Origin of the sequence: Reichenbachiella sp. (assembly GCF_033344935.1) — a bacterium.
Lineage (GTDB): Bacteria > Bacteroidota > Bacteroidia > Cytophagales > Cyclobacteriaceae > Reichenbachiella.
The window spans coordinates 2,565,418-2,590,861 of sequence record NZ_JAWPMM010000001.1; the positions used below are offsets into that span (position 1 = coordinate 2,565,418).

General features: G+C 40.7%; 24 protein-coding genes. 14 read left to right on the plus strand and 10 right to left on the minus strand.

Going from position 1 to position 25,444, the window contains the following annotated elements; all coding sequences use genetic code 11:
• Genes R8N23_RS11225 through R8N23_RS11235 form a run of 3 tightly spaced genes read right to left on the minus strand, consistent with a single transcriptional unit; the run spans nucleotide 1 to nucleotide 3,064 of the window.
• The gene (locus R8N23_RS11225) at nucleotides 1-1,719 is read right to left on the minus strand and encodes a GMC family oxidoreductase (RefSeq protein WP_318171690.1); all 1,719 of its coding nucleotides are present in this window, start codon (nucleotides 1,717-1,719) and stop codon (nucleotides 1-3) included.
• Nucleotides 1,720-1,746: 27 nt separating this feature from the next.
• Nucleotides 1,747-2,688 (minus strand): sugar phosphate isomerase/epimerase family protein, encoded by a 942-nt coding sequence (locus tag R8N23_RS11230; protein ID WP_318171691.1) that lies wholly within the window; start codon nucleotides 2,686-2,688, stop codon nucleotides 1,747-1,749.
• Between the two features lie 19 nt (nucleotides 2,689-2,707).
• Nucleotides 2,708-3,064, minus strand: coding sequence for a cytochrome c (locus R8N23_RS11235; RefSeq protein ID WP_318171692.1), 357 nt, complete (start codon nucleotides 3,062-3,064; stop codon nucleotides 2,708-2,710).
• Between the two features lie 380 nt (nucleotides 3,065-3,444).
• Here R8N23_RS11235 and R8N23_RS11240 point away from each other — a divergent pair, with 380 nt between their 5' ends.
• Nucleotides 3,445-4,098, plus strand: coding sequence for a hypothetical protein (locus R8N23_RS11240; protein ID WP_318171693.1), 654 nt, complete (start codon nucleotides 3,445-3,447; stop codon nucleotides 4,096-4,098).
• A 334-nt stretch (nucleotides 4,099-4,432) separates the two neighbouring features.
• Here R8N23_RS11240 and R8N23_RS11245 read toward each other — a convergent pair whose 3' ends face one another.
• Nucleotides 4,433-5,455: an AraC family transcriptional regulator gene (locus tag R8N23_RS11245; RefSeq protein ID WP_318171694.1), complete on the minus strand. Its 1,023-nt coding sequence runs from the start codon at nucleotides 5,453-5,455 to the stop codon at nucleotides 4,433-4,435.
• 120 nt (nucleotides 5,456-5,575) lie between these two features.
• Between R8N23_RS11245 and R8N23_RS11250 the strand changes: the two genes are divergently transcribed.
• From R8N23_RS11250 to R8N23_RS11275, 6 genes are all read left to right on the plus strand, one after another.
• The gene (locus tag R8N23_RS11250; RefSeq protein WP_318171695.1) at nucleotides 5,576-6,808 is read left to right on the plus strand and encodes a nucleoside permease; all 1,233 of its coding nucleotides are present in this window, start codon (nucleotides 5,576-5,578) and stop codon (nucleotides 6,806-6,808) included.
• A gap of 3 nt (nucleotides 6,809-6,811) precedes the next feature.
• Nucleotides 6,812-7,945, plus strand: a complete 1,134-nt coding sequence (locus R8N23_RS11255) for a Gfo/Idh/MocA family oxidoreductase (protein WP_318171696.1) — start codon at nucleotides 6,812-6,814, stop codon at nucleotides 7,943-7,945.
• A 1-nt stretch (nucleotide 7,946) separates the two neighbouring features.
• Nucleotides 7,947-9,002: a sugar phosphate isomerase/epimerase gene (locus R8N23_RS11260; protein ID WP_318171697.1), complete on the plus strand. Its 1,056-nt coding sequence runs from the start codon at nucleotides 7,947-7,949 to the stop codon at nucleotides 9,000-9,002.
• Nucleotides 8,999-9,727, plus strand: coding sequence for a DUF1080 domain-containing protein (locus R8N23_RS11265; RefSeq protein WP_318171698.1), 729 nt, complete (start codon nucleotides 8,999-9,001; stop codon nucleotides 9,725-9,727). Before R8N23_RS11260 ends, R8N23_RS11265 begins: the two co-directional genes overlap by 4 nt.
• Before the next feature lie 86 nt (nucleotides 9,728-9,813).
• Nucleotides 9,814-10,593 carry a tRNA pseudouridine(38-40) synthase TruA gene (gene truA / locus R8N23_RS11270; RefSeq protein ID WP_318171699.1) on the plus strand — a complete coding sequence of 260 codons (780 nt, stop codon included), beginning with the start codon at nucleotides 9,814-9,816 and terminating at the stop codon, nucleotides 10,591-10,593.
• 64 nt (nucleotides 10,594-10,657) lie between these two features.
• Nucleotides 10,658-11,335, plus strand: a complete 678-nt coding sequence (locus R8N23_RS11275) for a hypothetical protein (protein ID WP_318171700.1) — start codon at nucleotides 10,658-10,660, stop codon at nucleotides 11,333-11,335.
• A gap of 68 nt (nucleotides 11,336-11,403) precedes the next feature.
• Here the strand turns inward: R8N23_RS11275 and R8N23_RS11280 are convergent, their stop codons facing one another.
• The 3 genes from R8N23_RS11280 to R8N23_RS11290 form a co-directional block, all read right to left on the minus strand.
• Nucleotides 11,404-14,049: an ABC transporter permease gene (locus R8N23_RS11280; RefSeq protein ID WP_318171701.1), complete on the minus strand. Its 2,646-nt coding sequence runs from the start codon at nucleotides 14,047-14,049 to the stop codon at nucleotides 11,404-11,406.
• A 10-nt stretch (nucleotides 14,050-14,059) separates the two neighbouring features.
• Entirely contained in the window at nucleotides 14,060-14,380 is a 321-nt protein-coding gene (locus R8N23_RS11285; RefSeq protein WP_318171702.1) for a PadR family transcriptional regulator, read from the minus strand.
• 124 nt (nucleotides 14,381-14,504) lie between these two features.
• On the minus strand, nucleotides 14,505-15,239 hold the full coding sequence (locus R8N23_RS11290) for a hypothetical protein (RefSeq protein WP_318171703.1): 735 nt from the start codon (nucleotides 15,237-15,239) through the stop codon (nucleotides 14,505-14,507).
• Between the two features lie 33 nt (nucleotides 15,240-15,272).
• On the opposite strand from R8N23_RS11290, the gene R8N23_RS11295 reads away from it, so the two are divergent.
• Entirely contained in the window at nucleotides 15,273-15,428 is a 156-nt protein-coding gene (locus R8N23_RS11295; protein ID WP_318171704.1) for a hypothetical protein, read from the plus strand.
• A gap of 218 nt (nucleotides 15,429-15,646) precedes the next feature.
• Here R8N23_RS11295 and R8N23_RS11300 read toward each other — a convergent pair whose 3' ends face one another.
• From R8N23_RS11300 to R8N23_RS11310, 3 genes are all read right to left on the minus strand, one after another.
• Nucleotides 15,647-15,943, minus strand: a complete 297-nt coding sequence (locus R8N23_RS11300; protein WP_318171705.1) for a GIY-YIG nuclease family protein — start codon at nucleotides 15,941-15,943, stop codon at nucleotides 15,647-15,649.
• A gap of 176 nt (nucleotides 15,944-16,119) precedes the next feature.
• Entirely contained in the window at nucleotides 16,120-17,010 is an 891-nt protein-coding gene (locus R8N23_RS11305) for a hypothetical protein (RefSeq protein WP_318171706.1), read from the minus strand.
• A 107-nt stretch (nucleotides 17,011-17,117) separates the two neighbouring features.
• Complete coding sequence (locus tag R8N23_RS11310; protein ID WP_318171707.1) at nucleotides 17,118-19,034, minus strand: ABC-F family ATP-binding cassette domain-containing protein; 1,917 nt, start codon at nucleotides 19,032-19,034, stop codon at nucleotides 17,118-17,120.
• A 101-nt stretch (nucleotides 19,035-19,135) separates the two neighbouring features.
• On the opposite strand from R8N23_RS11310, the gene R8N23_RS11315 reads away from it, so the two are divergent.
• The 6 genes from R8N23_RS11315 to R8N23_RS11340 all read left to right on the plus strand — a co-directional run bounded on the left by R8N23_RS11315 (nucleotide 19,136) and on the right by R8N23_RS11340 (nucleotide 25,433).
• Nucleotides 19,136-20,308, plus strand: a complete 1,173-nt coding sequence (locus R8N23_RS11315; RefSeq protein ID WP_318171708.1) for a sorbosone dehydrogenase family protein — start codon at nucleotides 19,136-19,138, stop codon at nucleotides 20,306-20,308.
• Entirely contained in the window at nucleotides 20,308-20,952 is a 645-nt protein-coding gene (locus tag R8N23_RS11320; protein ID WP_318171709.1) for an alpha/beta hydrolase, read from the plus strand. The genes R8N23_RS11315 and R8N23_RS11320 overlap by 1 nt, the downstream gene beginning before the upstream one ends.
• A 138-nt stretch (nucleotides 20,953-21,090) precedes the next feature.
• Nucleotides 21,091-22,926 (plus strand): M1 family metallopeptidase, encoded by a 1,836-nt coding sequence (locus tag R8N23_RS11325; protein ID WP_318171710.1) that lies wholly within the window; start codon nucleotides 21,091-21,093, stop codon nucleotides 22,924-22,926.
• A 30-nt stretch (nucleotides 22,927-22,956) separates the two neighbouring features.
• Entirely contained in the window at nucleotides 22,957-24,168 is a 1,212-nt protein-coding gene (locus tag R8N23_RS11330) for a DEAD/DEAH box helicase (protein WP_318171711.1), read from the plus strand.
• Between the two features lie 138 nt (nucleotides 24,169-24,306).
• Nucleotides 24,307-24,588, plus strand: a complete 282-nt coding sequence (locus R8N23_RS11335) for a hypothetical protein (RefSeq protein WP_318171712.1) — start codon at nucleotides 24,307-24,309, stop codon at nucleotides 24,586-24,588.
• Nucleotides 24,589-24,641: 53 nt separating this feature from the next.
• Nucleotides 24,642-25,433 carry an XRE family transcriptional regulator gene (locus R8N23_RS11340; protein WP_318171713.1) on the plus strand — a complete coding sequence of 264 codons (792 nt, stop codon included), beginning with the start codon at nucleotides 24,642-24,644 and terminating at the stop codon, nucleotides 25,431-25,433.
• Nucleotides 25,434-25,444: the final 11 nt, after the last annotated feature.

Here is a 25,444-nt window from a genome sequence, read left to right on the forward strand (position 1 = left end):
TTATAGGTTTCCTTTTTTCAATTCGTCTATGGCATAGTTGGATGCCCTTGCGGTAATCGCCATATAGGTCAGCGACGGATTCTGACAGGCCGACGATGTCATACATGCGCCGTCCGATACGAATACGTTCTTTGCATTGTGAATCTGATTGAATTTATTCAATACAGAGTCTTTGGGACTATGCCCCATACGTGCCGTACCCATCTCATGGATACCCAGTCCAACATTCCATTTTGGGTCAATACCTGTGCTTACGTCTTTGCAACCGAAGGCCTCCATCATTTCCGCAGCATTGTTGAGCGCATCTTCGAGCATCACGTTTTCATTGTCTTTAAACTCAGCATCTACTTCGACAAGCGGTACACCCCAGTCGTCTGTTTGTTCTTTGTTCAAGGTAATTCTATTTTCAGCATAGGGCAGTTGCTCTCCCATAGGGCCCATGCCCATGCCCCAGGAACCAAATTCAGTGAGCTTGTCCTTGAAGTCAGAGCCGATTGTTGGATCGCCTGGTTTCCAATTGCCAGTCCAACGACTGGCACCCAACTGATAAGCATAGCCCCTTAGGAAACTTTGCTGTTTGTCGTTTTTATAATTTCGAAATCTTGGCATGTATAGCCCCGTCGGACGATGTCCCTTATAATAGCTGTCCTCATAGCCTTCGATTCTGCCACGTGCATGTCCTCTAAAATCGTGATCCATCAAGTATCGACCAAGTACATCACTTTCATTGCCTAGACCCTCTTGAAAGGTGTTTGATTTTGAATTAAGAAGTATAGCTGTTGTGTTTACAGTTCCTGCATTCAAGAATATCACCTTGCTGAAGTATTCGATCGTTTCTTTGGTATTGGCATCGATCACTCGTACACCAATGGCTTTGCGTTTCGCATCATCGTAAATGATAGAATGCACTACCGAATGCGGTCTCAGCGTCATGAATCCAGTTTTCTTAGCCGCAGGTAGGGTAGAGCTGTTGGCGCTGTAATAGCCGCCAAAAGGACAACCCCGTGCACATCGATTTCTTGCCATACAAGGTCCTCGTTCATTGTGTCGCTGGGTGATGTTGGCCGATCTGCCAATCACTACATTCCGTGAAGGGAAAGCACCTTCGATGGTTTTTTTGATGTCTTTCTCCACGCAGTTCATATCGAAGGGCGGAAGAAACTCTCCATCAGGGATTTGATCTAGTCCATCTCTATTACCGCTAATGCCGATAAATTTCTCAACGTAGCTATACCACGGTGCCAAGTCCGCATAGCGAATAGGCCAGTCAATGCCATGCCCGTCTTTGGCGTTGGCTTCAAAATCCAAGTCGCTCCAGCGCTGTACTTGTCGGGCCCACATGAGTGATTTGCCACCCACCTGATAGCCTCTGATCCAGTCAAACGGTTTGATTTGAATATAGGGATGTTCTTTGTCTTTCACAAAGTGATGCTCATGCTCCTTGGTAAAAGCATAACATTTCCCAACCACGGGATTGTCTGCTATCACTTGTGGATCCATGGCCATGCCGTGGGGATCGGTCCAGGGTTCCATAGTGGCAGTGGGATAGTCGCCGTGTTCGATATTCCTGCCTCGCTCTAGTACGAGTGTGTTGAATCCCTTTTCGGTAAACTCTTTGGCTGCCCAGCCACCACTCATCCCAGAGCCTACTACAATGGCATCGAAGTGATTGGCTTTGTTGGAATTGATGTTGAACGCGGTGCTATCTTTTTGGATCATGCTCATAGCTTTTAGAGTTTAATGCAATTATAAGGAGGCTATCGTTTTGTCTAACAAGGCCTTGGTGGCTTTGATGCCATCATATTCGCTGAGTTTTTTTCCTTCGTATTCGACACCAATGTATCCTTTGAATCCGGCGCTCTTTACGATCTTCAGCATTTTGGCGAAGTCCGAATGAATCTCATTGCCCTCCTCATCAAAATCATGAGATTTGGCACTCACACCTTTGGCAAAAGGCATAATGTCCTTCATGCCTTGATAGCGATCGTAGTCTTCCAGACAGTTCCAGTTTTCATCGCGAGTGATACAGAAGTTGCCAAAATCAGGCAGCGTACCGCAGTTGTTCATATCTACAGTAGAGATAACTTTGTTGAGCCATTTTCCATTGGAGGAAAAGCCACCGTGATTTTCTACCAGCACATTGATGTCATAGTCTTTGGCGAATGTAGCCAGGCTACGGAGGCCTTCTATTGCATTTTGTTGCACTTCCTCTGCGGTGCCATCTCCTGCAGCATTTACACGGATGCTATGGCAGCCTAATTGTTGTGCCGCTTCGATCCATTTGTAATGGTTTTCTACGGCTTGGTTTCTTTTTGTCAGATCATTATCTCCTAATTCTCCTTCGCCATCTATCATGATTAGGAGACTCTTCACTCCATTGTCTTCAGCGACTTGTTTCATCTGGTTGATGTAGGCTTTGTCCTTGGCTTTGTCTTTGAAAAACTGACTAACATATTCGACGGCCGAGATACCGAAATCATTTTTAGCCACTTTAGCAAAGTCCAAATTGTCCATTTCGCCAGCAAACAAAGTCTTATGCAAGGACCACTGGGCTAAGGAGATTTTAAAATCTGTGGCTTTCATAGTTTTTGCGCATGCGCTTAATAATGGTGAGCTGGCTATAGCAAGACTACCTGTGAGAAGGCCTGATTGCTTGATGAAGTTTCTTCTGGTCGTATTTGTTTTCATTTCTGTATCGTGTTTGAGATTAGTTCAAGGAATTGATCCATTGAGCAATATCTAATAATTCTTCCTTATCGAGGTGGGGTAATGCTATCATTGGCGCAGGGTAATCCGGCCAGTTTTCTGGTTCCGGCTTGTAGATCAGCTCCACGATGCGTTCGTTGCTGTAGTTGCGCTTGGCGATTTCTACATAGGGAGGGCCTACCAATTTCTCATTCTCCTTGTGACAAGCAAAGCAGGTGTTTTTCTCCAACAGTTGCTTGATTTTGAATTTGTTGGCAACGGGTTTTTCTGCAGCAGATTGCTCATTTGTTTTTCCCGATCCACAGCTTAAGATAGCTAGACTCAAGCAGCAGAAAACAAAGTATTGTAGTGTTCTCATTTAATCGTTGATAAAGTAGTATGACTAAGTGTATAAAATCTATCAATCATGGATTGATAGGATTCTATTTCATATAAAACTTTATCTAAAGTATAGGATATGAATAAATGACTTGTTTAAAATCATTCAATGAATGAAATTGTACATTGGCAGCCCTTTCGTCATCACACGGCTCGACGCAAGGAGAGTCCGGGTAATCTGTTAGAACAAGTAACAGCACTCACGATGTCTCTATTTGTTCACCTTTGATCTCATCCAAAAAATTCCTATCTTGAGTGGCAGCCCTTCTGAGAATTTTTTATAATTCAATTTTTTAGATTTTGATGCATTGTGGATAAAGTGCATTGCGTTTAACAAATGTTATTCTTAAAAATACTCATATGAAAAAATCAGTCATCCTCATCATTATTGTGGCAAGTCTAAATAGCGTTTTTGGTCAAACAACTGATAGCCTATTTATTTATTCTCTTGAAAAAGCCTCGTGTAAACAGGTTCAGAAGGAAATGCTTGAATACCTACAGAAGCAGATGTTAGATACTTTATCAGAAGAAGATTATGTTAAGTTAGTCGATTTACAGATGCAATTTATGAACTGCACTTTATCTCAGCGTAATAAAAAAGATAAGGACAGTACTTCTATTGCAGTATATTCAATCAGAGATAAGAAGGTTCTTTTTGGTATAATGAAGGTAAAGGGCTTGAACGAGTTTACTGAAAAAATGCAGAAACTAGCTTCAAACATTCATGTTGAAGGTGATCCCATTTTGACATTTTCAGCCCAACAATATGCTAACTTTTCGCTAGCAGCATGGTACGATGCAGCATATAGAAATGATCCCTCCCTAATAATTTCCCCTATATGGACCACTGACAAGTTTGCAATTAAACAGATAATGGTAGAGTCTAATATTTATGAACCTTATAAAAAACTGAGAGATGAGGTCGAACATAGAATTGAAAGTCTACCCGACACTTATAACCCCAAGAAGAATCCTGGAATTTTAATCAATCCTTTTATTCCGTTCAAATGGTGATTACAAATGCTTTGAATGAGTGGGGTTTCATTTTCCGCCCTTGTTGGTCTTGTGACCAAGAAGACTACTGCAGTTAGTTAATAGCACTTGCAGTTTGTTGGAGACAAGTCCAACAAAGGCAGAAAAGAGTACCTCATATCGCTGACAGATTACCCGAATGCTCCTAATAGTCGCATCGTGTAATGACGGGGTAGGGAAGACTCAGGGTTTTCAAAGGCGCTCTTTCCAAACCCTGTCCATTGGGCCACGTTGAAATGTCGGTCTGCTACTAGCAGCAAGGCTTCGAGGGCCTCAGCCTGACAGTTTTACTTGCCTTTGAAAAAGTTTATTGTAGTTATGTCATCACTTTATTCCTCACCCTAAACTCCTGTGGAGAGCACTTCTCTTGTTTTTTAAAAACTGTCGAGAAGTATTGGCTGGTGGCAAAACCGCAGGTGTAGGCTATCTGCGTAGCGCTAAGGTCTGGGTTGTCTAAGAGTAACTTCTTGGACCAGTCGATGCGCTGCTTGGTCAAGAGCTGCATAGGGGTGAGGTTAGTCAGTTGCTTGCAATGGTGAGTGAATCTGGTAGCACCCAAGCCAGACGAGGTAGCCATTTCTTCGATGGTCCAAGGGTGAGAGAGGTTGTTGGATAGCTCGGAAATGAATTGCTTGGCAGAGCGCATGCTGTCGGTGAGTGACTCATTCAAAACCATCTTCCCTTTATCAAACATATCGAGCAAATGAATTAAGAGTTCATTGATATGAATTCTAAGTTTCGAAGCGGATGAACCATTTACATCCTGATGAATGGTTTGATTGATTTGTTTGAAACAGGCTTTGATCTCTGGTGTGGCCTTCCACACGGGTTGCTCGTTTTGTCTAAGTAGCAAGTTGAGGCGATTGAGATCATCGTCGGAGAGTACAATCCAGTCCGGCCAGCTCCACTGCTGGTGCGGACGACGAACCCCCACATCGATGATCACCCAGTAGAATTTCCCGATACCCACATGAGGATTGCCCACCTTGTGCTGCTGCCACGGGCGTGTAATGGTGAAATCGCCGGGGAATAGTTCTGTTTCTGTGTTTTCTACAGCGTATGGCATGTGACCGGATTCGAGAAAATGAAATTCGACCCCTTCATTTCTATGCCAATCCAATCCCCAGTCTTGCACTTCATTGGCACTCCAATAGCCAATGGTATTCAAGCCTTTAGTATCCTCAGTCAATCGATCACCGGGGTAGGTGTGCCGAGCGAGGGCTTTAAATTCTACCTTTTCACGCTGCACTGCGTCGACGAGTGGCAGACAGGTATCTGCGTGGTAGACCGATCCATTCTCTTCCTTGTAGGGTACGATGCTTTGTTTAATATTATTCATTGAAATATTTTAAACATGTAATGATTTGAATAAAGCTATTTTGCTTTAAATAATCCTGCTTTGGGGAAGTGGGATAAAAGGATTGATCAAATTTATACAAAAACTACTTAATAGTATTAAATGAAGAAATCAACACAAATCCAGCTGTCTGTGATGATGTTTCTGGAGTTTTTTATCTGGGGAGGATGGTTCGTCACCCTGGGTACTTTTCTGGGGAACAATCTGAATGCTACCGGAGCAGAAACGGGCATGGCGTATTCTACGCAGTCGTGGGGTGCCATCATCGCACCATTCGTCATAGGTCTGATCGCCGATCGTTTTTTTAATGCCGAGCGGATACTAGGTGTACTGCATATCGCTGGCGCTATCCTATTGTTTCAGATGTCACATGCTTCTGATTTTGGCACGTTTTACCCTTATATTCTGGGTTACATGATTGTGTATATGCCCACGTTGGCTTTGGTCAATTCGGTATCCTTCAATCAAATGACTGATCCCGCGAAAGAGTTTTCTTATATCAGAGTTTGGGGAACTGTTGGTTGGATCGTAGCGGGATTGGCAATTAGCTATGTTTTTGGATGGGATTCGAGTGCCAATATCCAGAGAGGCCTTTTGAGAAATACTTTTTTGATGACTGCTTTTGCGTCAGGGATTTTAGGGCTCTTTAGTTATAGTTTGCCAAAGACACCTCCAAAAGCGAAAGCAGGAGAGAAAATTACCTTATCAGATATCCTTGGCCTGGATGCCATCAAATTACTGAAGGATCGAAATTTCTTAATCTTTTTTTTATCATCAGTTCTGATCTGTATTCCACTCGCATTTTATTATCAGAATGCTAATCCGTTTTTAGCTGAAATCGGCGTAGACAACCCTACTGGCAAGATGACCATTGGCCAGGCTTCGGAGGTATTGTTCATGCTTTTGTTACCCATTTTCTTCAAGCGTTTTGGTTTTAAGAAAACCATTCTGTTTGGTATGCTGGCTTGGGCAATACGTTATGTGTTTTTTGCCTATGGCAATGCGGATGAACTCACGTTTATGTTGATCCTCGGGATTGCTTTACACGGAATATGTTATGATTTCTTTTTTGTGTCTGGGCAGATTTATACGGATACCAAAGCAGGTGAAAGTCACAAAAGCGCGGCGCAGGGTTTGATCACGTTGGCCACGTATGGTGTAGGGATGCTCATCGGATTTTGGGTGGCGGGTAAAATATCCGACAGCTATGTGAGTGCTGATGGTCTTCACGATTGGCAAGCAATCTGGCTTTTCCCAGCGGGTTTTGCGGCACTGATCTTGGTCATTTTTGCCATTAGTTTCAAAAACGAAAAAGTAGAGTACAAAGCTTCCTAATTCATGAACAAAGGAAAGATTAAATGGGGAATGCTCGGTGGAGGGCAAGGTGCATTTATAGGGATTGCACATCGTATTGCGGCCTACATGGGCGAAAGGTATGAGCTGGTTGGCGGTGCTTTTGATGTGGATTACGACAAGGGATTGGCATTCGCCAAAGAATTGGAATTGGATACAAAAAGGGTGTATACAGACGTGGCTGCGCTCATCGAAGGAGAAAATAAATTACCGGAGGCAGAGCGCATAGAAGTAGTGTCGATCGTCACTCCAAATTTTTTACATTATCCAATGGCGAAGGCATTGTTAAAAGGTGGCTTTCATGTGATTTGCGAAAAGCCTATGACTATGACGGCAGCCGAGGCGAAAGAACTGAATGAATTCGTTGAGCAAACGGGCAAACATTTCTGTTTGACGCATACCTATACCGGATATCCTATGGTGCGACAGATGAAGACCATGATAGCCAATGGTGAAATAGGAGACATCCAGCGGGTGGACGCGCAGTATTATCAAGGCTGGATTAATCCATTCATTCACGAAAGTGAGAAAAGAAAAGAAGTATGGCGTCTGGATCCTGCGAAGTCCGGTATTTCATGTTGTATCGGTGATATTGGCTTGCATGCTTTCAATCTGGTAGAATACACCACCGGCTTACAGGTGGATCACTTGCTATCAGATTTGAATTATCTGTATGACGACAATAGTTTGGACGTGGATGGTACGGTGCTGATTCGAATGGGCAAGGCCAAGGGAGTGATTCGATCGAGTCAAATCGCCACAGGCGAAGAAAACAATTTGACCATACAGATTTATGGAAAAGAAGGCGGTTTGAAGTGGTGTCAGGAAAATCCAACGGAATTGACTTTGCTCAAAGAAGGGCAGCCGATTCAAATATTGAAACCCGGAAATCCCTACAATGCTCCCTGGACGATGGATAGTACCAAAATGGCTCCTGGGCATCCAGAAGGAATTTTTGATGCCATGGGTAATATTTATAAAGGCATGGCCAAGGCCATCCGAGAAGAGCAACCACTGGATGGTGAGTACCCAACTGTACAAGAAGGTGTCCGTGGTATGCAGTTCATAGAAAAAGTAGTGCAATCTAACCGAGACGGCAACGTCTGGATAAAAATCTAAGATGAAAACGATCAAAGGACCAGCCATATTCTTGGCGCAATTTCTTGGTGATGAAGCACCATTTAACAATTTGAAAAACATTTGTGAATGGGTGGCGACGATGGGCTACAAAGCTGTGCAAATTCCGGCCTGGGACCAGCGCGTGATTGACATAGAAAAAGCTGCGGAGAGCAAAACTTATTGCGACGAAATCAAAGGTATTGTGAGCGAAGCAGGCTTAGAAATATCAGAATTGTCTACCCATCTCTTGGGGCAGTTGGTGGCTTCTCACCCGGCCTACGACACCATGTTCGATGCCTTTGCGCCGGATGCATTGCACAACGATCCTGCAGCCCGATCCGAATGGGCCATCAACCAGATGCAGGCCGCAGCGAAGGCTAGTCATCACTTCGGTTTGGACGTGATGGGTTCGTTCTCTGGGTCGTTGCTGTTTCATACGATGTACCCTTGGCCACAGCGACCAGCGGGTTTGGTAGAGGCTGGGTTTAAGGAACTTGCCATACGGTGGGTGCCTATATTAGATCATTGCAAGGATTTGGGCGTAGCCGTTTGCTACGAGCTGCACCCTGGAGAAGACTTGCATGATGGCGTCACATTCGAGCGCTTTCTTGAGGTGACCAATCAGCATTCTAGTGCGAAGATCTTGTATGATCCCAGCCACTTTGTGCTGCAACAAATGGATTATATCCAATTCATAGATTTCTATCATGAGTTTATCCGTATGTTTCACGTCAAGGATGCAGAATTCCGCCCCAACGGAAAATCTGGTGTCTATGGTGGATATCAAGACTGGATAGATAGACCTGGAAGATTTAGATCTTTAGGAGACGGTCAGGTAGATTTTAAGCAGATATTCAGCAAACTCAGTCAATACGGATACGACGGCTGGGCCGTGCTGGAGTGGGAGTGTTGTATCAAATCGCCAGAGCAAGGTGCCAGAGAAGGCGCACCTTTTATCGTCGATCATATCATTGAGGTCACACAAAAAGCTTTTGACGATTTTGCAGGAGGTGCAATCGATCAGAAAAAATTAAATCAAATCTTGGGACTTAAATGAAACTACAAAAATATTTATTGCTCGTGTGTTTGGTGACTGGAACAAGCGCATATGGTCAGATAAAACCAGAAGAAACTGAGGTTTGGGAGCCAGAGCCAAAAGTGGTCACACCTGGTGAAAACGGATTGCCCCCGTCTGATGCGATCGTTCTGTTTGACGGGAGTAATTTTAGTGCTTGGCAAGAGACAAAATCAAAGCAAAATATCCAATGGAAGCTAACCGAGGGATGTATGGAGATTGTAGCTAACATGGGAAGTATTGAAACTAAGCAATCATTCGGGGATATACAGCTTCATATTGAGTGGAAAGTACCCAATTCAGATTTAAGCGGGCAGGATAGAAGTAACAGTGGTGTATTTCTCCAAGGTAGGTATGAAGTTCAAATCCTGGATAGTTATGAAAATAGAACTTACTCCAATGGGCAGGCTGGAGCGGTATATAAGCAATATGCCCCTTTGGTAAATGCTATGAATAGGCCCGGAGAGTGGCAGGTTTATGATATTCTATTTACGGCGCCAAAATTTAACGAACAGGACAGTCTTCTAGTTCCTGGTTATCTCACGCTATTGCACAATGGTATTTTGATTCAAAATCATGTGGAAATCAAGGGGAGCACGGTTTGGCAGGGATATCCATCCTACGAACCGCATGGAAAGGCCCCAATCATTTTACAAGATCATAATAGTCCGATTTGGTTTAGAAATATTTGGGTGAGGGAACTTTAATGCCTTCTTTAGGGAAGCGTAGATAGTTGCCCTTGATTGAGTGAATTGTTGCTAGTTTTGCAGCCTCACAAGAGGGTCTCAATTTTATGCAAGCCAATCATTTCTATCTGATAGAAGTACAGTATTTAGGATTTCGCTACCATGGGTGGCAGCGCCAGCCCGGCGTTAAGACCATTCAGGAAATGATTGAGCGTACGCTGAAATACATATTGGCTGACAAGCCTTTCAAAATTTTAGGAGCCAGTCGAACCGATGCCATGGTGTCTGCTACTCAGGCTGCCTTCGAATTGTTTTTAGAACAACCAGAAGATGAGCAGCAATTACTCGCAGATTTCAATGAGAATTTGCCAGCCGATATTCGAGCCATTAGTATTGAGGCGGTAGATCAAAAATTCAATGTGATCCAGCATGTCAAGGAAAAGGAGTATTTGTATCTATTTTCTTACGGTGCGAAAAATCACCCCTTTGCGGCGCCATATATTACTTGCATCAGAGAAGATTTGGATATTGAGTTGATGAAGAAGGGAGCGAAGCTATTTCAGGGGACCCACAATTTTCAAGAATATTGTTACAAACCTAAAGAAGGGACGCAGTTTGAACGAGAAATCATTTGTAGCGAGATTGTTGAAAATGATATTTGGAGAGCCAATTTTTTTCCTGAACAGACCTTTCTTTATCGAGTGAAAGGTATGGGGTTTATGCGTAATCAGATTCGCCTGTTTATGGGGCGTTTGTTTCGATTAGGTAAGCATGAGATCAGCCTAAATGATATCCAACTGTCATTGGACCAACCATCCGAAACACCAGATTACTTTATCGCACCGGCATCAGGGTTGATGTTGCATCAGATGAAGTTCAAAAAATAGGATTGGTTAACTTATGAATATTTCGTATTATTGACGGCCTCAGGTATATAATTAACTGAATTTAATGAGTCTAGAACAACTAATAAACGAGCGAAACGAAGCCATTTTGAAGGTAGATGAGTACGGTTTGCTCTGTATGACTACCCCATACCTGCCACCGGAGCAAACAGAAGATCCAAGTAAGGAATTGCTCTATACGTCGAAGCAGGCCTATATGTGGGTGCCGATTCTTGCTTATATTGTTGAGAACGCTTCGATCTCTGAAGAGGATATGAAGATATTTTTAGAGATGTCTTTAGACTCGCTGACCACCCATCATCGCACACGCTGGAGCAATAGAGCAGAAGCACTGGAAGGTATGCTTGAGATGCTCAATTCTATGTTGTTTTATACCACTCGTAAAAAATTAGAAGATCCAATTTTTGAATATGCTTCACTTTTTGGAGGATCGATTGAAGATATTTTGGATAGGCTGGAAGGGCTTGGTTTGGTAGAAGAGCACTATGTCGAGCCCATGGGAGGCAAGCAAATAGCCATGATGGGATTTGTGCCATTTGGATACACCAAGCGAACAAGGTTAGGCGAGGAACTCTATGCCAAACTCAATAGCCTTATGTTGTTTTATGCGCAAAAGAATTTGGTGGAAGACTCAGATTTTAAAATCCACTATCGTTTCTACCGTGCCTGGGAGATTTTCAAAGGCATTGTTATGAAAATGGACAAGCCGCTGGAGAAGAAGTAAATCCGTATTGCCGAATGAGGCCCATCGTGATATTTTAGGTTTTCACCAATCTGATAATTGATTTATCATTACTCATCTTTCAGGCACTCTACAGGATTGACACTGGCAGCTTTTAATGTTTGTAAGCTTAATATGATCCATGAAACGGAAATAACCAGTAGGAATGAGATCATAAACCACACCCAGGCAATCTCAATTTGATAGGCGAAACTTTGGAACCAAATGGAAATGAGATAGTAGGAGGTAGGTATAGCAAGAGCTGAACCTATGACAATAAGCAACATGAATTGCCTTGAGAGTAACCAAATGATAGAAGTTAGATTGGCACCCAAGACTTTTCGAATCCCGATTTCTTTAATTCTTCGAGCAGCATAAAATGAAGAAAGGCCCAAAATTCCCATCAGGGCTAAGGAACTGGCAATACTTGAAAAAGCAGTAAACAATTTCTTGAATTCAATATCTGCTTTGTACTGTTGATTGATCTGATCATCCAAAAAGAAAAAGTCAAAGGTGGTATTGGCATAAGACTCTTTCCAAGTTGTTTCTAGTTGGTCAATTTGATTGTACCTATCACCTTCTCCCAACTTGACAAATATATAATCTAATGATCTGGACAGATGAGCAAGCATTAACGGTTCTACATTTTCTCGCAATGAACTGTAATGAAAGTCTTCTATGACACCAATTACTCTTTGCTTGCGATCTGTACTGTTGATTAAGTCGCTTAGTAAAGCATCTTCTGGCTTGTCAAATCCGAGTAAACGTGTAGCTGTTTCATTGAGTATTACATGGCTGTGTTCCTGGCAAGCAATGTCTTCAAAAGTGGAACCCGCTTTTAGTTTTAGTCCTAGTGTCTTAATATAGTTGTCGTTTACGGCAGAAACATAAAGGTCCTGACCTAGTTCTTTTGGTTGTGTGGTTTGTCTGACCCCATCAGTCCAACCCAGTTCACTACCCGGAATTTGAAAACTGCTGGTATGTGATTTGACCCAAGACAGATTTTCTAATTTTCCCAGGAAAGCATTTGCTGATTTTCGACCTTCTTTTCTGGAAAGTCTTGGTTTTTCAATGACTATAACCTTTTCCTTGTCCAACCCAAGATTATAATTTTGAATGTAGGTAAGTTGGGCGTCTACGGCCCATGTTATTATGATCAATACGAGAAGAATGCCGAATTGAAATGCCACGCCTGCTTTTCTAATTGAGATACTTGAATTCGTGTTTAGAGGCTGAATGGAGTGTTTATGTTGGAATTGATTGAAAATTAGTTTGTAATCAAATGATACGAAGAGGCTGCCTAGAATTACATAAAGCATGGCTATCATCCAAAAATGCCATTGGAACAGGGTTGAAATATTAAGTGAAATTTCTAACCAACCTTCAATCTGGTCTGTTGAAGCAAAAATGACAGCAACGGCAAGAAAAACAGCTATTCCATGAGTTAATAATGATTCCATGAATAGCTGCGTAAATACTTGAGTGTTCCTGGCGCCAAGCACTCTTCTGACTGACATTTCTTTCGATCTAGTCGAATTGTGAGCAGTAGTTAAGTTTACATTGTTTAACCAAGAAATGGCTAGAATGAGCAAGGCAGCAATGCCTAAAAAATAAAGCGCTTGGTCATTGCCATTGGCTTCCAACTCGCCATCCAAATGACCATATAAATGAATTTCTTCTACAGGTCTAAGAGAAAATTGATAATCCATATTTCGTTCTTCCATTTTCTCGCCCTTGTACTTACGTACTAATTGGGGGAATGAAGATTCTATTTGATCCGGGGAAACACCCTCTCTTAATTTTAAATAGGTAGTCACGCCAGACCAGTCCCAAGAATGACTGACCCAGTCACCTTCTGGGAAAAACGCTTGGTACGGAATCAACGCTTCAAATTGGATATGTGAATTGAGTTTAACGTCAGGAATAATTGCTTTGACCTCCATAGGCAACTCATACCTTCCGTGTATTACGGTAATGACCTGTCCTAATGGGTTTTGATCTCCGAAATACTTAGAGCTTGTGCTTTCAGTTAAGATGATGCTATTGGGTTCTTGTAGAATGGATGAATCTTTCAATCCAAAGTCAAACATGTTAAGAAAAGAAGGATCTACAAATGCTGGTTTTTGAATACTGTAAGTTGATTTAGTGGAGTCTTTACTAACGACCACACTGGAGGTACGAATTCTGACTCGAGTAAATTTCTCTATTCCTGAAATATCCTCTTGAGCATCTGGGCCAAATGCAGAATAGGATGTTGCTTTTTGGCTTTGTAAGACACCGTTGTGAATTCGATCGACGTCGACTCGATATAAGTGCTCTATATCGGTGTGAAACTTGTCAAAGCTACTTTCAAAATTAATATACTGATAGATGGTAATCGAAGCGGATAGCGCTATGGTGATTCCCAAGATTTTGAGCGCATTTTGAAATTTGTTTGCTCTTAGACTGCGTATGGCGATTTTGAAGTAGTTTTTAATAATGCCATAGTTATTCATCCTGTACGTGCCTTCAAGGCTTTTAAGAAGCAATGGTCTAAGTAGCTTGATCACTTCTTTGGTGAAAAGCCGATTTGCCTTCCTGGTAGAGTGTCTTTCTAAATTATACTGATAGAGTTCTTCAAGATCGCCTTCAATTTCTTCTATGTAGTTAGGATGGATTAGAAGTTTGAGTATTTGTAAAGGCCAACCAGGAGGGGAGGGGTGATGTTTGTTTTTCATAAAGTTGGAACTAAACGATGGATGGGATGACTTCGTAAAATTTTGAACGAACTTCTTTCATTTCCTGAAGAACCTTTTGTCCAAGTGGAGTAGCTGAATAAATACGTTTGCGTTTGCCTCCACGCTTTTGAGTGGCCTCCCCAAACTGAGAGGTCAAAAATCCTTTTTCCTCCATTCGCTTGAGCGAAGTTTGTATAGAACCAACGCTGAGCGTTTGTTTTAGCCGGTTTTCTAATTCTAATTTGATTTGTACACCGTAGGCTGACTGACTCAAGAATACAACCGTAAGAAGTACCAGTTCTTCAAATTCACCCAATTTGGTCTTTTTCATTCTCTATATTATTCGTAATTGTCGTAAATATAGAGTATTTATTTAATTCGTAATTGTATATTTTATAAAATAATATATTTGAGTTGGTGTGAGAAGAGGGTATTCAGTAGTCAGAGACTAGAAGTTATGCAGCTTCGACTGCTTTATTAAGCTCCTCAATTGAATTTTGAATATGCTTATGAATGAATTGATTGATTTCTATGAGCCTTCTGAGTTTGAGTTGTGACCATTTGAGGTGCTTTATTAATTCACGATCAGCTTGAAGCTCTTTTATGTATTTAGTGACAGAATTCGAAGCGCTTTGTTGATAGTCATTCAACTCACTTTCAGATTCACAAACTAGATAGTTAGCTAAACCATAGTCATATATTGCTGGCCAAAGATTGAGCGAAGCGTAAGTACTTATTTCAGTGGTGTAGTTTTCGTGTTCAGTCAACAAAGATTCCAAATAACTCAGATGGGTAATTATTTCCTTATTGCTATTGATCAAGTGGAGTTGATCAGACGATGAAAACCCTTGAATAAATGAAGAGATATTTATTAAGCGATATTTAGGGATATCTTCCATGAGACCGAATGTTACTTCAGCAAATAGCATATCCAAAGTGTTATCTGTTTCATGAACGTTGCTACCAAGTATGATAAGCTGAATGGCAGAATCTAGTTGAATATAGTTCGTGTCAATATCCTGCATAAATTTATCATTCCGCTCAAGCTCAATGACCATTGATTTCATAATCTCAATGGCCTTTGCTTCTTTTTCTTGATTTTGTCTCCACTCTTCGAATAGAAAGGATGCAGTGATACCAATGAATATCACGATCACTTCAAAAGCGTACTTTCCAATTACTTCTTTCATAATGATAATAAGTTACGTAAATGTTTCAATTTAATGAAAATACCACGTCATATCGAAGGAGGCACGACTGAGATATCCCCAGCGGTACAACGGATGCTTTGGAAACGTAGCTCTGGTTACCTGGCTAGCTACGATCCGCAGGGGACTTCTCCCTTTGGTCGAAGTGACGGTGAAGTTTTAATTAATTAGTCATGATGAATGCAGGATATCCTTTTACCATCATTAAATCTAAGAAAATACCACGTCATGTCGAAGGAGGCACGACTGAGATATCCCTGGCGTTACAGCGGATGCTTTGTAAAGTGTAGCTTTGGCTTTGTCAGTCTTTTCTGGCTGGCTGCTATCCGAAGGGGACTTCTCCGCTTCGGCGAACCGCCTTAGGTCGAAGTGACGTTGATTTTAATTTTTTATTCTAGGCTATCGTATAGATCAATCCATTGTGGATTAATGGACTCAATCAAAGCAATTTTCTTTTCTCTTCGGTATTTCTTGACCTGCTTCTCTCGGTCAATGGCTTCTTCTATTGAGTGAAATCCTTCGTAGTACACGAGCTTGTTGATATTATACTTTGCAGTAAAACTATTAGGATACAGTTTGGTCTGATGTTCAAATACTCTCGAATTCAGATCGGACGTCACACCTGTATAAAATACAGTGTGATGTTTGTTAGTCATGATGTAAACTGCACCTCCTTTGATCATCATTAAAACTAAGAAAATACCACGTCATATCGAAGGAGGTACGACTGAGATACCCCCTGTGGTACAGCTGATGCTTTGGAAACGTAGCTTCAGCTTTGTGAGTCTGCTACCCGTAGGGGACTTCTCCTTCTAGTCGAAGTGACGGAGAGGGGGTGTTTTTATTAAAGTTGATGTAAATGCTATTCCACAATCCACTGACGAATTCTCTTGATTTCTCCGTCTATATCTACCAACATGTGTTTTTTCACTACAAAATTCGGGTCAGCCTTCATCTTCTCTTCAATTTCTTTAAGCTCACCTTTATAAAGAACGTCCAGTATTTGTAATTCTGTAACTATAGTACTGATGGCGTCATCACTCGGTAAATCATTCAATACTAAAATTACTTCTCTCAAGGCAGATTCCTGATTCAATACCAATTCGACTAATGGCCTTAAGATTTTTTCATTTGCTTCTGTTTCTGGAGCTTTGTCAATGGTTACCACTGCTTGGTACATGCCTTCAATGAAGCTGCCGGCAAGTGCGAGACCAGCCATATTCAAATGGTGATCTTCTTCCATTTGGATACTGGTTGTAACAAACAGTTCACTTAAGATTTTTGAGATCTCTTCTTGGTTCTGATTTTTGATATGGCCTAGAAAATTTTGTAAATGCGCCTCATCGTAAATGGTAGAATCTCCAAGCTCTTGTGCCATTGCGTGAGAAGCTTTCAAATATTCTAAACACTGCTCTTCACGACCATAGGCTGCCAAGTAGTTGACATCCGAAGCATATACGCCCATGTTCATGGCCATCTTGTCAGCTTTGCCTTTGTATTTTTCTAGGTTTCCTAAATCATTAATGAGCTCACTTTTAAACTCTGCGTTAATGGATTTGAGGGTGAAAGGAACCAAAGAAGGTGCGGGTAAATCTTTAATCAATTGATCGATATCGTGTATCGTTTTTGACTCTTTTTCTTGAGCCAGCATCTGTTCGATCTTTTTCCGCTCATCCGTATTGGATTTGCCACCACAATTATAGATTGATATTGAAACAAAAAGTATTACGAGAAGTTTAGCTATGTTTTTCATGGTTTTTTTGAGGCTTATTAAACTTTAAATGTAGTCAATGACAATTTAATGATCGAATTTCGAGTATCACTCAAGTAATTTTAATTTTTGAGCAAAAGATAAAATGGCTATTCCCCTTCCAACTCTTCAATTTGCTCTACCAACTCTTCCCAAGCTTGATCTTTCGCTTTTAAGGATTCTCCATTGGCTTCATAGGTCTTGTTGATTTCGGTCAATTTATCGGCGTCGTTGAAGTTGGCTGGATCTGCCAATTGAGCTTCCAATTTGGTCTTTTCTGTTTCTAGTTTTTCTAGTTCAGACTCTACCTTGCTTAGCTCTTTTTTCAAACGAGAAAGCTCCTTTTGATCCACATCAACTTCCTTCTGTTTTTTTTCTTTTTTAGGTTTTTCTTCTTTTACCACTGTTGGTTTGAAAGTGTCCTTGGGCTTGTTGTTTTTGTCACACCACCAAGTGTACTCTTCATAAGTTCCAGGGTATTCCTTGAGTTCTTGACCTTCAATCCACCAGATTTTATTGGCGACCTGAGTGACAAAGTATCTATCGTGAGATACTAGAATGAACGATCCCTGATATTGTTGTAGTGCCTGGATTAAAATATTCACAGACTGAATGTCGAGGTGGTTGGTCGGTTCATCAAGAAGGAGAAAGTTGGCTTCTGAAATCAGTGTCTTGGCCAGGGCTACTCTAGATTTTTCACCACCGGATAATACTTTGATTTTCTTGAAAACATCTTCGTCAGAAAACAAGAAACAACCCAATACTCCACGAAGTTCTTGTTCGGATTTACCAGAGCCAAACTGCTTGAGTTCTTCCAATATTTCGTTGTCAACATTCAATGATTCTAGTTGGTGCTGTGCATAGAAGGATGGATTCACGTTGAATCCCATTTTGGCTTTGCCTTCTATTTTTTCATCACCATCTATGATTCGAAGTAGGGTGGACTTTCCTTTTCCGTTGGCACCTATCAAAGCAATCTTATCTCCTCGTTCAATGGTTCCGTTGGCATTTTTTAGTATGTCTATGCCTGGATAAGATTTAGAGATATTTTCAAGTATGGAAACATGACGACCGGATTGCTTGCTGAAATTGAACTTGAAATTTACCGCAGCATTTTCTTCGATTACATCTTCTACCTTGTCCATACGCTCCAGTGCTTTTACTCTGGATTGTACCTGACGGGCCTTAGTGGCTTTAGCACGAAAGCGTTCTACAAATCGTTCGGTTTGACGAATCTTAGCTTGTTGGTTTTCAAAGGCGTTTTTCTGCAGTTCGTTTCTTAGCTCTTTTTCTTCCAAGTAATTGTCGTAATTACCAGGGTAAGGTGTGAGTTGTTGACCGCTTACTTCTACAATCTTGTTGATCGTATTATTCAAAAACTGTCTATCGTGAGACACAACAATAACAGCTCCTTCGTAAGACTTGAGGTAATTTTCAATCCATTGAATAGAAGGTAAATCCAAGTGGTTGGTAGGCTCATCCAGCATAAGGATGGATGGTTTTTCTAGAAGCAGCTTAGCGAGGATCACACGCATTCTCCAACCTCCAGAAAATTCTTTCAGCGGACGCTGAAGGTCTTCTGTTTTGAAGCCAATTCCTTCCAGTACTTCTTCTGCTTTACTTTGAAGCACATAGCCATCTTTGGCTTCAAACTCTTCCTGTAGACGAGACAGCCGCTCAACCAACTTATCCTCATAATTGGTTTCCATTTGGTGCAAGACCTTATCGATCCTATGTTGAATTTCTATCACTTCGGCGAAAGCTTCCATTGCCACAGATAAGATAGAGTCATCTGATTGGAAAGACAGCAAATCCTGATTCAGGAATCCTATGGTACAGTCCTTGGCCATACTGATTTCACCGCTGTCTTTTTGCAATTGGCCAATGATTAATTTCAATAAAGTGGATTTACCCGTACCGTTAAGTCCAATCAAGCCAATTTTATCTTTTGGTTTGATATGAAGAGAGGCATTTTCAAATAGGGCTCTGCTGCCTAAATAGTACGATAAATTGTTGATTGAAATCATGCCGCAAATATGCAAAGGATCATAAGCAATTAAAACTCTCAGAAGATTTGATATTGGATATCATCCCATGTAATTTTAACTAGGAAATTGGTTAAACAAACATGCGCTACTTTCAACCCATTGTCATACTGAGCATCTGTGCTTTGTCTTTTTATCAATGTGAATCAACACCAAAAAGTGAAACTTCAAAAGAGGAGGTTGAGGAAACATTGGAAGATGAAAATTTGAATGAGGCACTAAAGAAAATTAACCTACCAGAAGGGTTTTCTATAAGTCTTTATGCTGACAACGTGCCAAATGCTCGGTCTATGACACTCAGTCCAAGTGGTATCTTATATGTTGGTACAAGGCAAGACGATAAAGTATATGCACTAGAAGATACTGATGGAAATCATGTGGTTGATAAAAAGTACATCATCGCAGAAAACATGAATACACCAAACGGTGTGGCGTTTAAGGATGGCGATTTGTATGTAGCCGAGATCAATAAAATATGGAAGTTTGTTGATGTAGAGTCTGACTTGAACAAGGTTAAGAAACCAGTTCTTGTTTCGGATGAATTCCCAAGTGACAAGCATCATGGTTGGAAGTATATTGCTTTTGGACCAGATGGAAAGTTATATGTACCCGTAGGAGCTCCTTGTAATATTTGTGAAAGCAAAAAGGAGGTGTACGCCTCTATCACTAGAATGAATAAAGATGGCTCAGGTTTTGAAATATTCGCTCATGGAGTTAGAAATACCGTAGGGTTTACCTGGCATCCGGAAACAGGCGACATGTGGTTTACGGACAATGGGCGAGATATGATGGGGGACAATATGCCCCCTTGTGAATTAAATCACGCTCCGAAAATGGGAATGCACTTTGGTTATCCCTATTGTCATGGAGGCGATATCTCTGACCCTACACATGGGGGAGAATATAGCTGTACGGAATTCACGCCTCCTGCTCAAAAATTAGGACCACATGTAGCACCACTCGGACTGAAGTTCTATACAGGAGATATGTTTCCAAAAGAATATAAGAATGACATCTTTATTGCTGAACATGGTTCGTGGAATCGAAGTAATAAGATTGGCTATCGCGTGATGCGAGTAAAGTTGGAAGGTGGAAAAGCCGTCGATTATCAACCTTTTGCTTTTGGTTGGTTGGATGAAGAAGAGCAGGAAGCTTTTGGTAGACCGGTGGATGTATTTATTATGCCAGATGGTGCCATGTTAGTCTCAGATGATCGAGCAGGTGTTATTTATCGTATTAGTTATTCTGCCGATTGATGGAACATCACATTGGCTTTAATTTTACTGCTCCTTATTACACGCTCAATGAGCTGACGGATAAGACTACAGATGTTTGGATTGCTTGTCCTGGATATGGACAGTTGGCGAAATATTTTATTAGACGTTTTGACGTGTTTGATGCTGAAAAGCACTTTGTTATAGCCTTACAAGGCTTGTCAAAATTCTATTTGCCAGATCAAAAAAATGTAGGGGCCAGTTGGATGACTAAGGAAGACAGAGAAACTGATATGCAGAATCAACGATCGTATTTTGACGCTGTCATCGAAGAACTTTTTGAAAGTAAATCACTGTCTAATTATCGTATTCACCTCATGGGTTTTTCTCAAGGAGTATCCATGATTAGTCGTATGGCGGCACATGCAAAAATTGACTTTCAGACTTTGGTGCTTTGGGCAGGAGGGTTTCCTCCAGAGTTGAAGCCTGCTGATTTTGTTCATGTGGATTCATCGGCCAAATTAAAAGTAGTCATTGGTTCGAATGACGAGTTCTATGCCCTTGACAAAAACTATCAACCGGAGGTTGATAAAATGAAAGCTGCTATTGGTTTGAACCCCGAGATTATCGTATTTGATGGTATTCATGAAGTCAAACGGGAAGTACTGGCTTCTTGCCTGGCTTAAGTAATCCTAACTTTAATTACTGGATTTGGAATGCAATCTACCGCCAGCCACATCATATTTCAATCCATCACATTTATCTATCACTCTCTAGACATTGTATTTAATTTGCTTACTTAATCTAATGACAATTATAATATGATGGCAAGGAGAATACTTGTATTGAGTTTAGTGATTTTAGGAAATACAGTGATTGCACAACCAGACAGGTGGCAGCAAAGAGTGGAATACCAAATGGAAATTGATATGGATGTAGAGACTAATCAATTTACAGGTGTCCAAAAACTTAAGTATTACAATAATTCTCCAGATACGTTAGACAAAGTTTTCTATCATCTCTATTTCAATGCATTTCAGCCAGGAAGTATGATGGATGTGCGAAGCAGAACGCATACTGATACCCGAAGAGGTGTTCAGGACCGTATTTTCAAATTGAAGGAAGAGGAGATAGGTTATCATAAAATCAAAAGCTTCAAGCAAGATGGTAAGAAAGTGAATGTCTCTGTGGATGGTACAATTATGACTGCAAGACTTGCATCTCCAATTTTACCCGGTCAGGTGGTCGTTTTTGATCTGGAGTTTGAAAGTCAGGTGCCCATTCAAATTAGAAGAAATGGTAGAGACAATAGAGAAGGGGTTAGATATTCTATGGGACAATGGTTCCCGAAAATTGCCGAGTACGATTATTCAGGTTGGCAACCGCATGATTATATCGCAAGAGAGTTTTATAGCCCTTGGGGAGACTACGATGTGACCATTACCATCGATAGCAACTATGTAGTTGGTGCTTCTGGGGTTTTACAAGGAACAGAAAAATCAAAGAAGGGTAAAACGTCTCATCGTTACCTGGCTAATAATGTTCATGACTTTGCTTGGGGTGCTGACCCTGATTATGAAGTAGATGTGGTTAACATTAGAGAAGGACTAGATCTACATGTTTACTATCAGGCCGACACTTTAAAGGAGCAATGGGAGCAGTTGGGTGATTATATGAAAAAGGCGATTCCGTTTATTGAAGAAAAATGTGGCAAGTATCCATATCCTGTTTATAAAGTTGTACAAGGTGGTGATGGTGGGATGGAGTATCCCATGCTTACGCTGATGACAGGACATAAATCATTAAAGTCTGTGGTAGGAACCGCAGTGCATGAGTTTCTTCATAGCTACTATCAGTTGGTATTGGGTACCAATGAGAGTTATCTCTATTGGATGGACGAAGGTTTTGATCAATACTATGATGAGATGACCATGAATTATCTGTTTGATGAAGACTACGTGTCCCGCAAGCCTATGTCTGGATATTATAGGTACTATAAGGGCATAGTTGATTCAGGAAAAGAAGAACCATTAACAACTCATGCAGATCATTTTGAAAGTCATAGAGCCTATGGTATGGCTGCCTATGGTAAAGGTGCGTTGGCGTTGCAAAATCTGGAATACATTATGGGGAGAGAGGTATTCGATAGAGCTATGTTACGTTATTATGATACATGGCAATTCAAACATCCAAACGCAGTAGACTTTGAGATTATTTTGGAAAAAGAAAGTGGTCTAGAGTTAAGTTGGTTTTTCGATTATTGGGTAAAGACCACAAAGACTATCGACTATAGTATATCTAATGTGAATACGGTAAATGACGGTATTGAAATATCGATGGAACGAATTGGTTTAATGCCTATGCCACTTGATGTAGTGCTGACTATGAAAGATGGTAATAAGAAGAGTTACAATATTCCACTAGGAATGATGAGAGGAAATAGAGTGTTGTCAGAAAATGAAATATTGATGACTCCATGGAAATGGGTCAATCCATATTATTCATTTGTAGTAGATGTGGATATTGATGAGCTCGAGTCGGTCGAGATTGACCCATCTCTTCGTATGATTGATCTAAATTATGATAATAATAAGTATCCAAATCGCAATAGTGAGGTAGAAATCAAAGGGAAGCCTCAGAAACTGAAGAATAACTTGTAGATTTGGGTACGATCAATAAGAATAATTAATTTGAAATTTAAAGAAGTTGGTATTCACCCACCCGTATTGGATGGAGTAGATGCCATGGGTTTTGAAAATACTACTCCGATTCAGGAGAAAGCCATTCCCATTATTTTAGAAAACAAAGACCTCATTGCCTGTGCTCAAACGGGTACAGGTAAAACCGCAGCGTTTTTGTTACCCACCATGCAGCAAATTCATGATCAATCTGATCATGGAAGTATCGATGCACTAGTGGTAGTTCCTACCAGAGAGCTAGCCATCCAGATTGACCAACAGATTCAAGGTTTAGGATATTTTGTAGAAACTAGTTCTTTGGCTGTTTATGGCGGTGGAGATGGTATGAGTTGGGATGTTCAGAAAAAGGCCCTACTCAAAGGAGCCAACATCATTATTGCTACTCCAGGAAGAATGATTGCCCACTTGAATCAAGAATATGTGGATCTGTCAAAGGTCAAGCATTTCATTCTTGATGAAGCGGATCGTATGCTTGATATGGGGTTTTATGATGATTTGAAAAAAATCATGAAATTCATTCCAAAGGATTGTCAGCGATTGATGTTTTCAGCCACTATGCCACCGAAAATCAGAAAGTTGGCAAAAGAGATTTTGAATGAACCCGAGGAAATCAATATTGCTATATCCAAACCTTCAGAGAATATCCTTCAGGGAGCTTTTATGATTTATGATGGCCAGAAACCTGAATTGATCAAACATATCTTCTCGGCTAAGAAAATGGATAGCGTGATCGTATTTTTATCCAGAAAGAGCGAAGTGGATAAAATAGCCAGAGAGATTAAGAGCCTTGGTATCAATGCGGCGCCCATACACTCCGGCCTAGAGCAAAAGAAGCGAGAAGATGTATTACAAGACTTTATCAATAAGAAGATTAATGTACTTGTGGCTACCGACGTGATGAGTAGAGGGATTGATATCAAAGGCATCGACATGGTAATCAATTACAACGTGCCGGGAGATGCCGCTGACTATGTACATAGAATTGGCCGTACAGGTAGAGCAGATGCCAATGGTGTGGCTTTTACTTTTGTGAACGAAGAGGATATGTACAACTTTTCGAACATTGAGGAATTGATTGGAAAAGAGGTTCAAAAAATAAAAATCCCAGAACATATTGGTGAAGGTCCGGTCTATAATCCAAAGTTTAGAGCCTCCAAGCCTAAAAGGAACGGTCAGAATAAACGCCGATTCAGCAAGAAATAACTACATTCAATTTGTTATGCTAAAATAATTAGCAATTAGTTTTGCTGATTAGAATTATAATGCTAATTTTATTGTCATTAGCGCTAATTAATTGATCAATCAAAGGGTTTAATTAATTTAATGATAAAATAATTAGTAATGGAAACATATACTGTAGGTGGAGAATACAGACTAAAACTTACGTCTAAGAAGTTGAAGTCAGGGAAGTGTCAAGTTAAATTTCATGCATCAGTCCAAAAGACCAAGAAGATGTATGGTTATGTTTTGGCTGATTCAGGAGAGACTTTGAAGCATGTAGTTGAAAAAATTATCAAGCGTTTGGATCAGGTAAAGAATCGTGAAAATTTCCATCATATCAATTTGTACTCGATAGGGAAGCCAGCTGTGAGTGATACAGGTATGGTGCTATTTGATGCTTGATTATTGGAATAAAGCAAGGTTCTGTTAAGTTTGTTATCAATTGAAAATTGAACATGGAAGTAGCTAAGGTAAGCGACAATATTAAATTCTTACGAAAGAAATTCGGATACACACAAGAGACATTTGCAGAAGCTATTGGGATCAAAAGATCGCTGGTAGGGGCATATGAAGAAGGTCGAGCTGATCCGAGATTAAATAATCTGCTACGTATGTCTGAGGTATTCAACGTGAGTGTGGATACTCTAATAAGCAAGGTAGTCAGTGAGTTGTCTGATGAAGAACTGCATCAGCAGGAGGAAGGAAGCGCTAAAATATTAGCTATTACAGTAGATAAAGAAGACAATGAAAATATTGAACTGATTCCACAGAAAGCTTCTGCTGGCTATATGAACGGCTATGCTGACCCTACCTACATTGAAACGATGCCCAAGTTTCAATTACCGATGTTGCCTAAGAATGCTACTTATCGAGCCTTTGAAATATCAGGTGATTCCATGTTACCCTTACAGCCTGGAACGGTGATTATCGGAGAGTACGTTGAGAATATTTCTAATATTAAGAATGGAAAGACGTATGTGCTATTGAGCAAAGAGGAGGGAGTGGTTTACAAAAGAGTCTTTAATTATGTAGAGGAAAATGGAAAACTGTTTCTTGTCTCCGACAATAAGTCCTATGCGCCTTATCAAGTTGATGCTAAGGATATCATTGAAGTTTGGGAATCAAAGGCATTTATAAGTATCGACTTCCCAGATGCTGATGGGAAAGGAGATCTGTCCATGGAGGAGCTTTCCGGGATTGTAAAAAATCTTCAAAACGAAATTATAAAACTCAAGGACTCTAAATAAAAACACCCCAC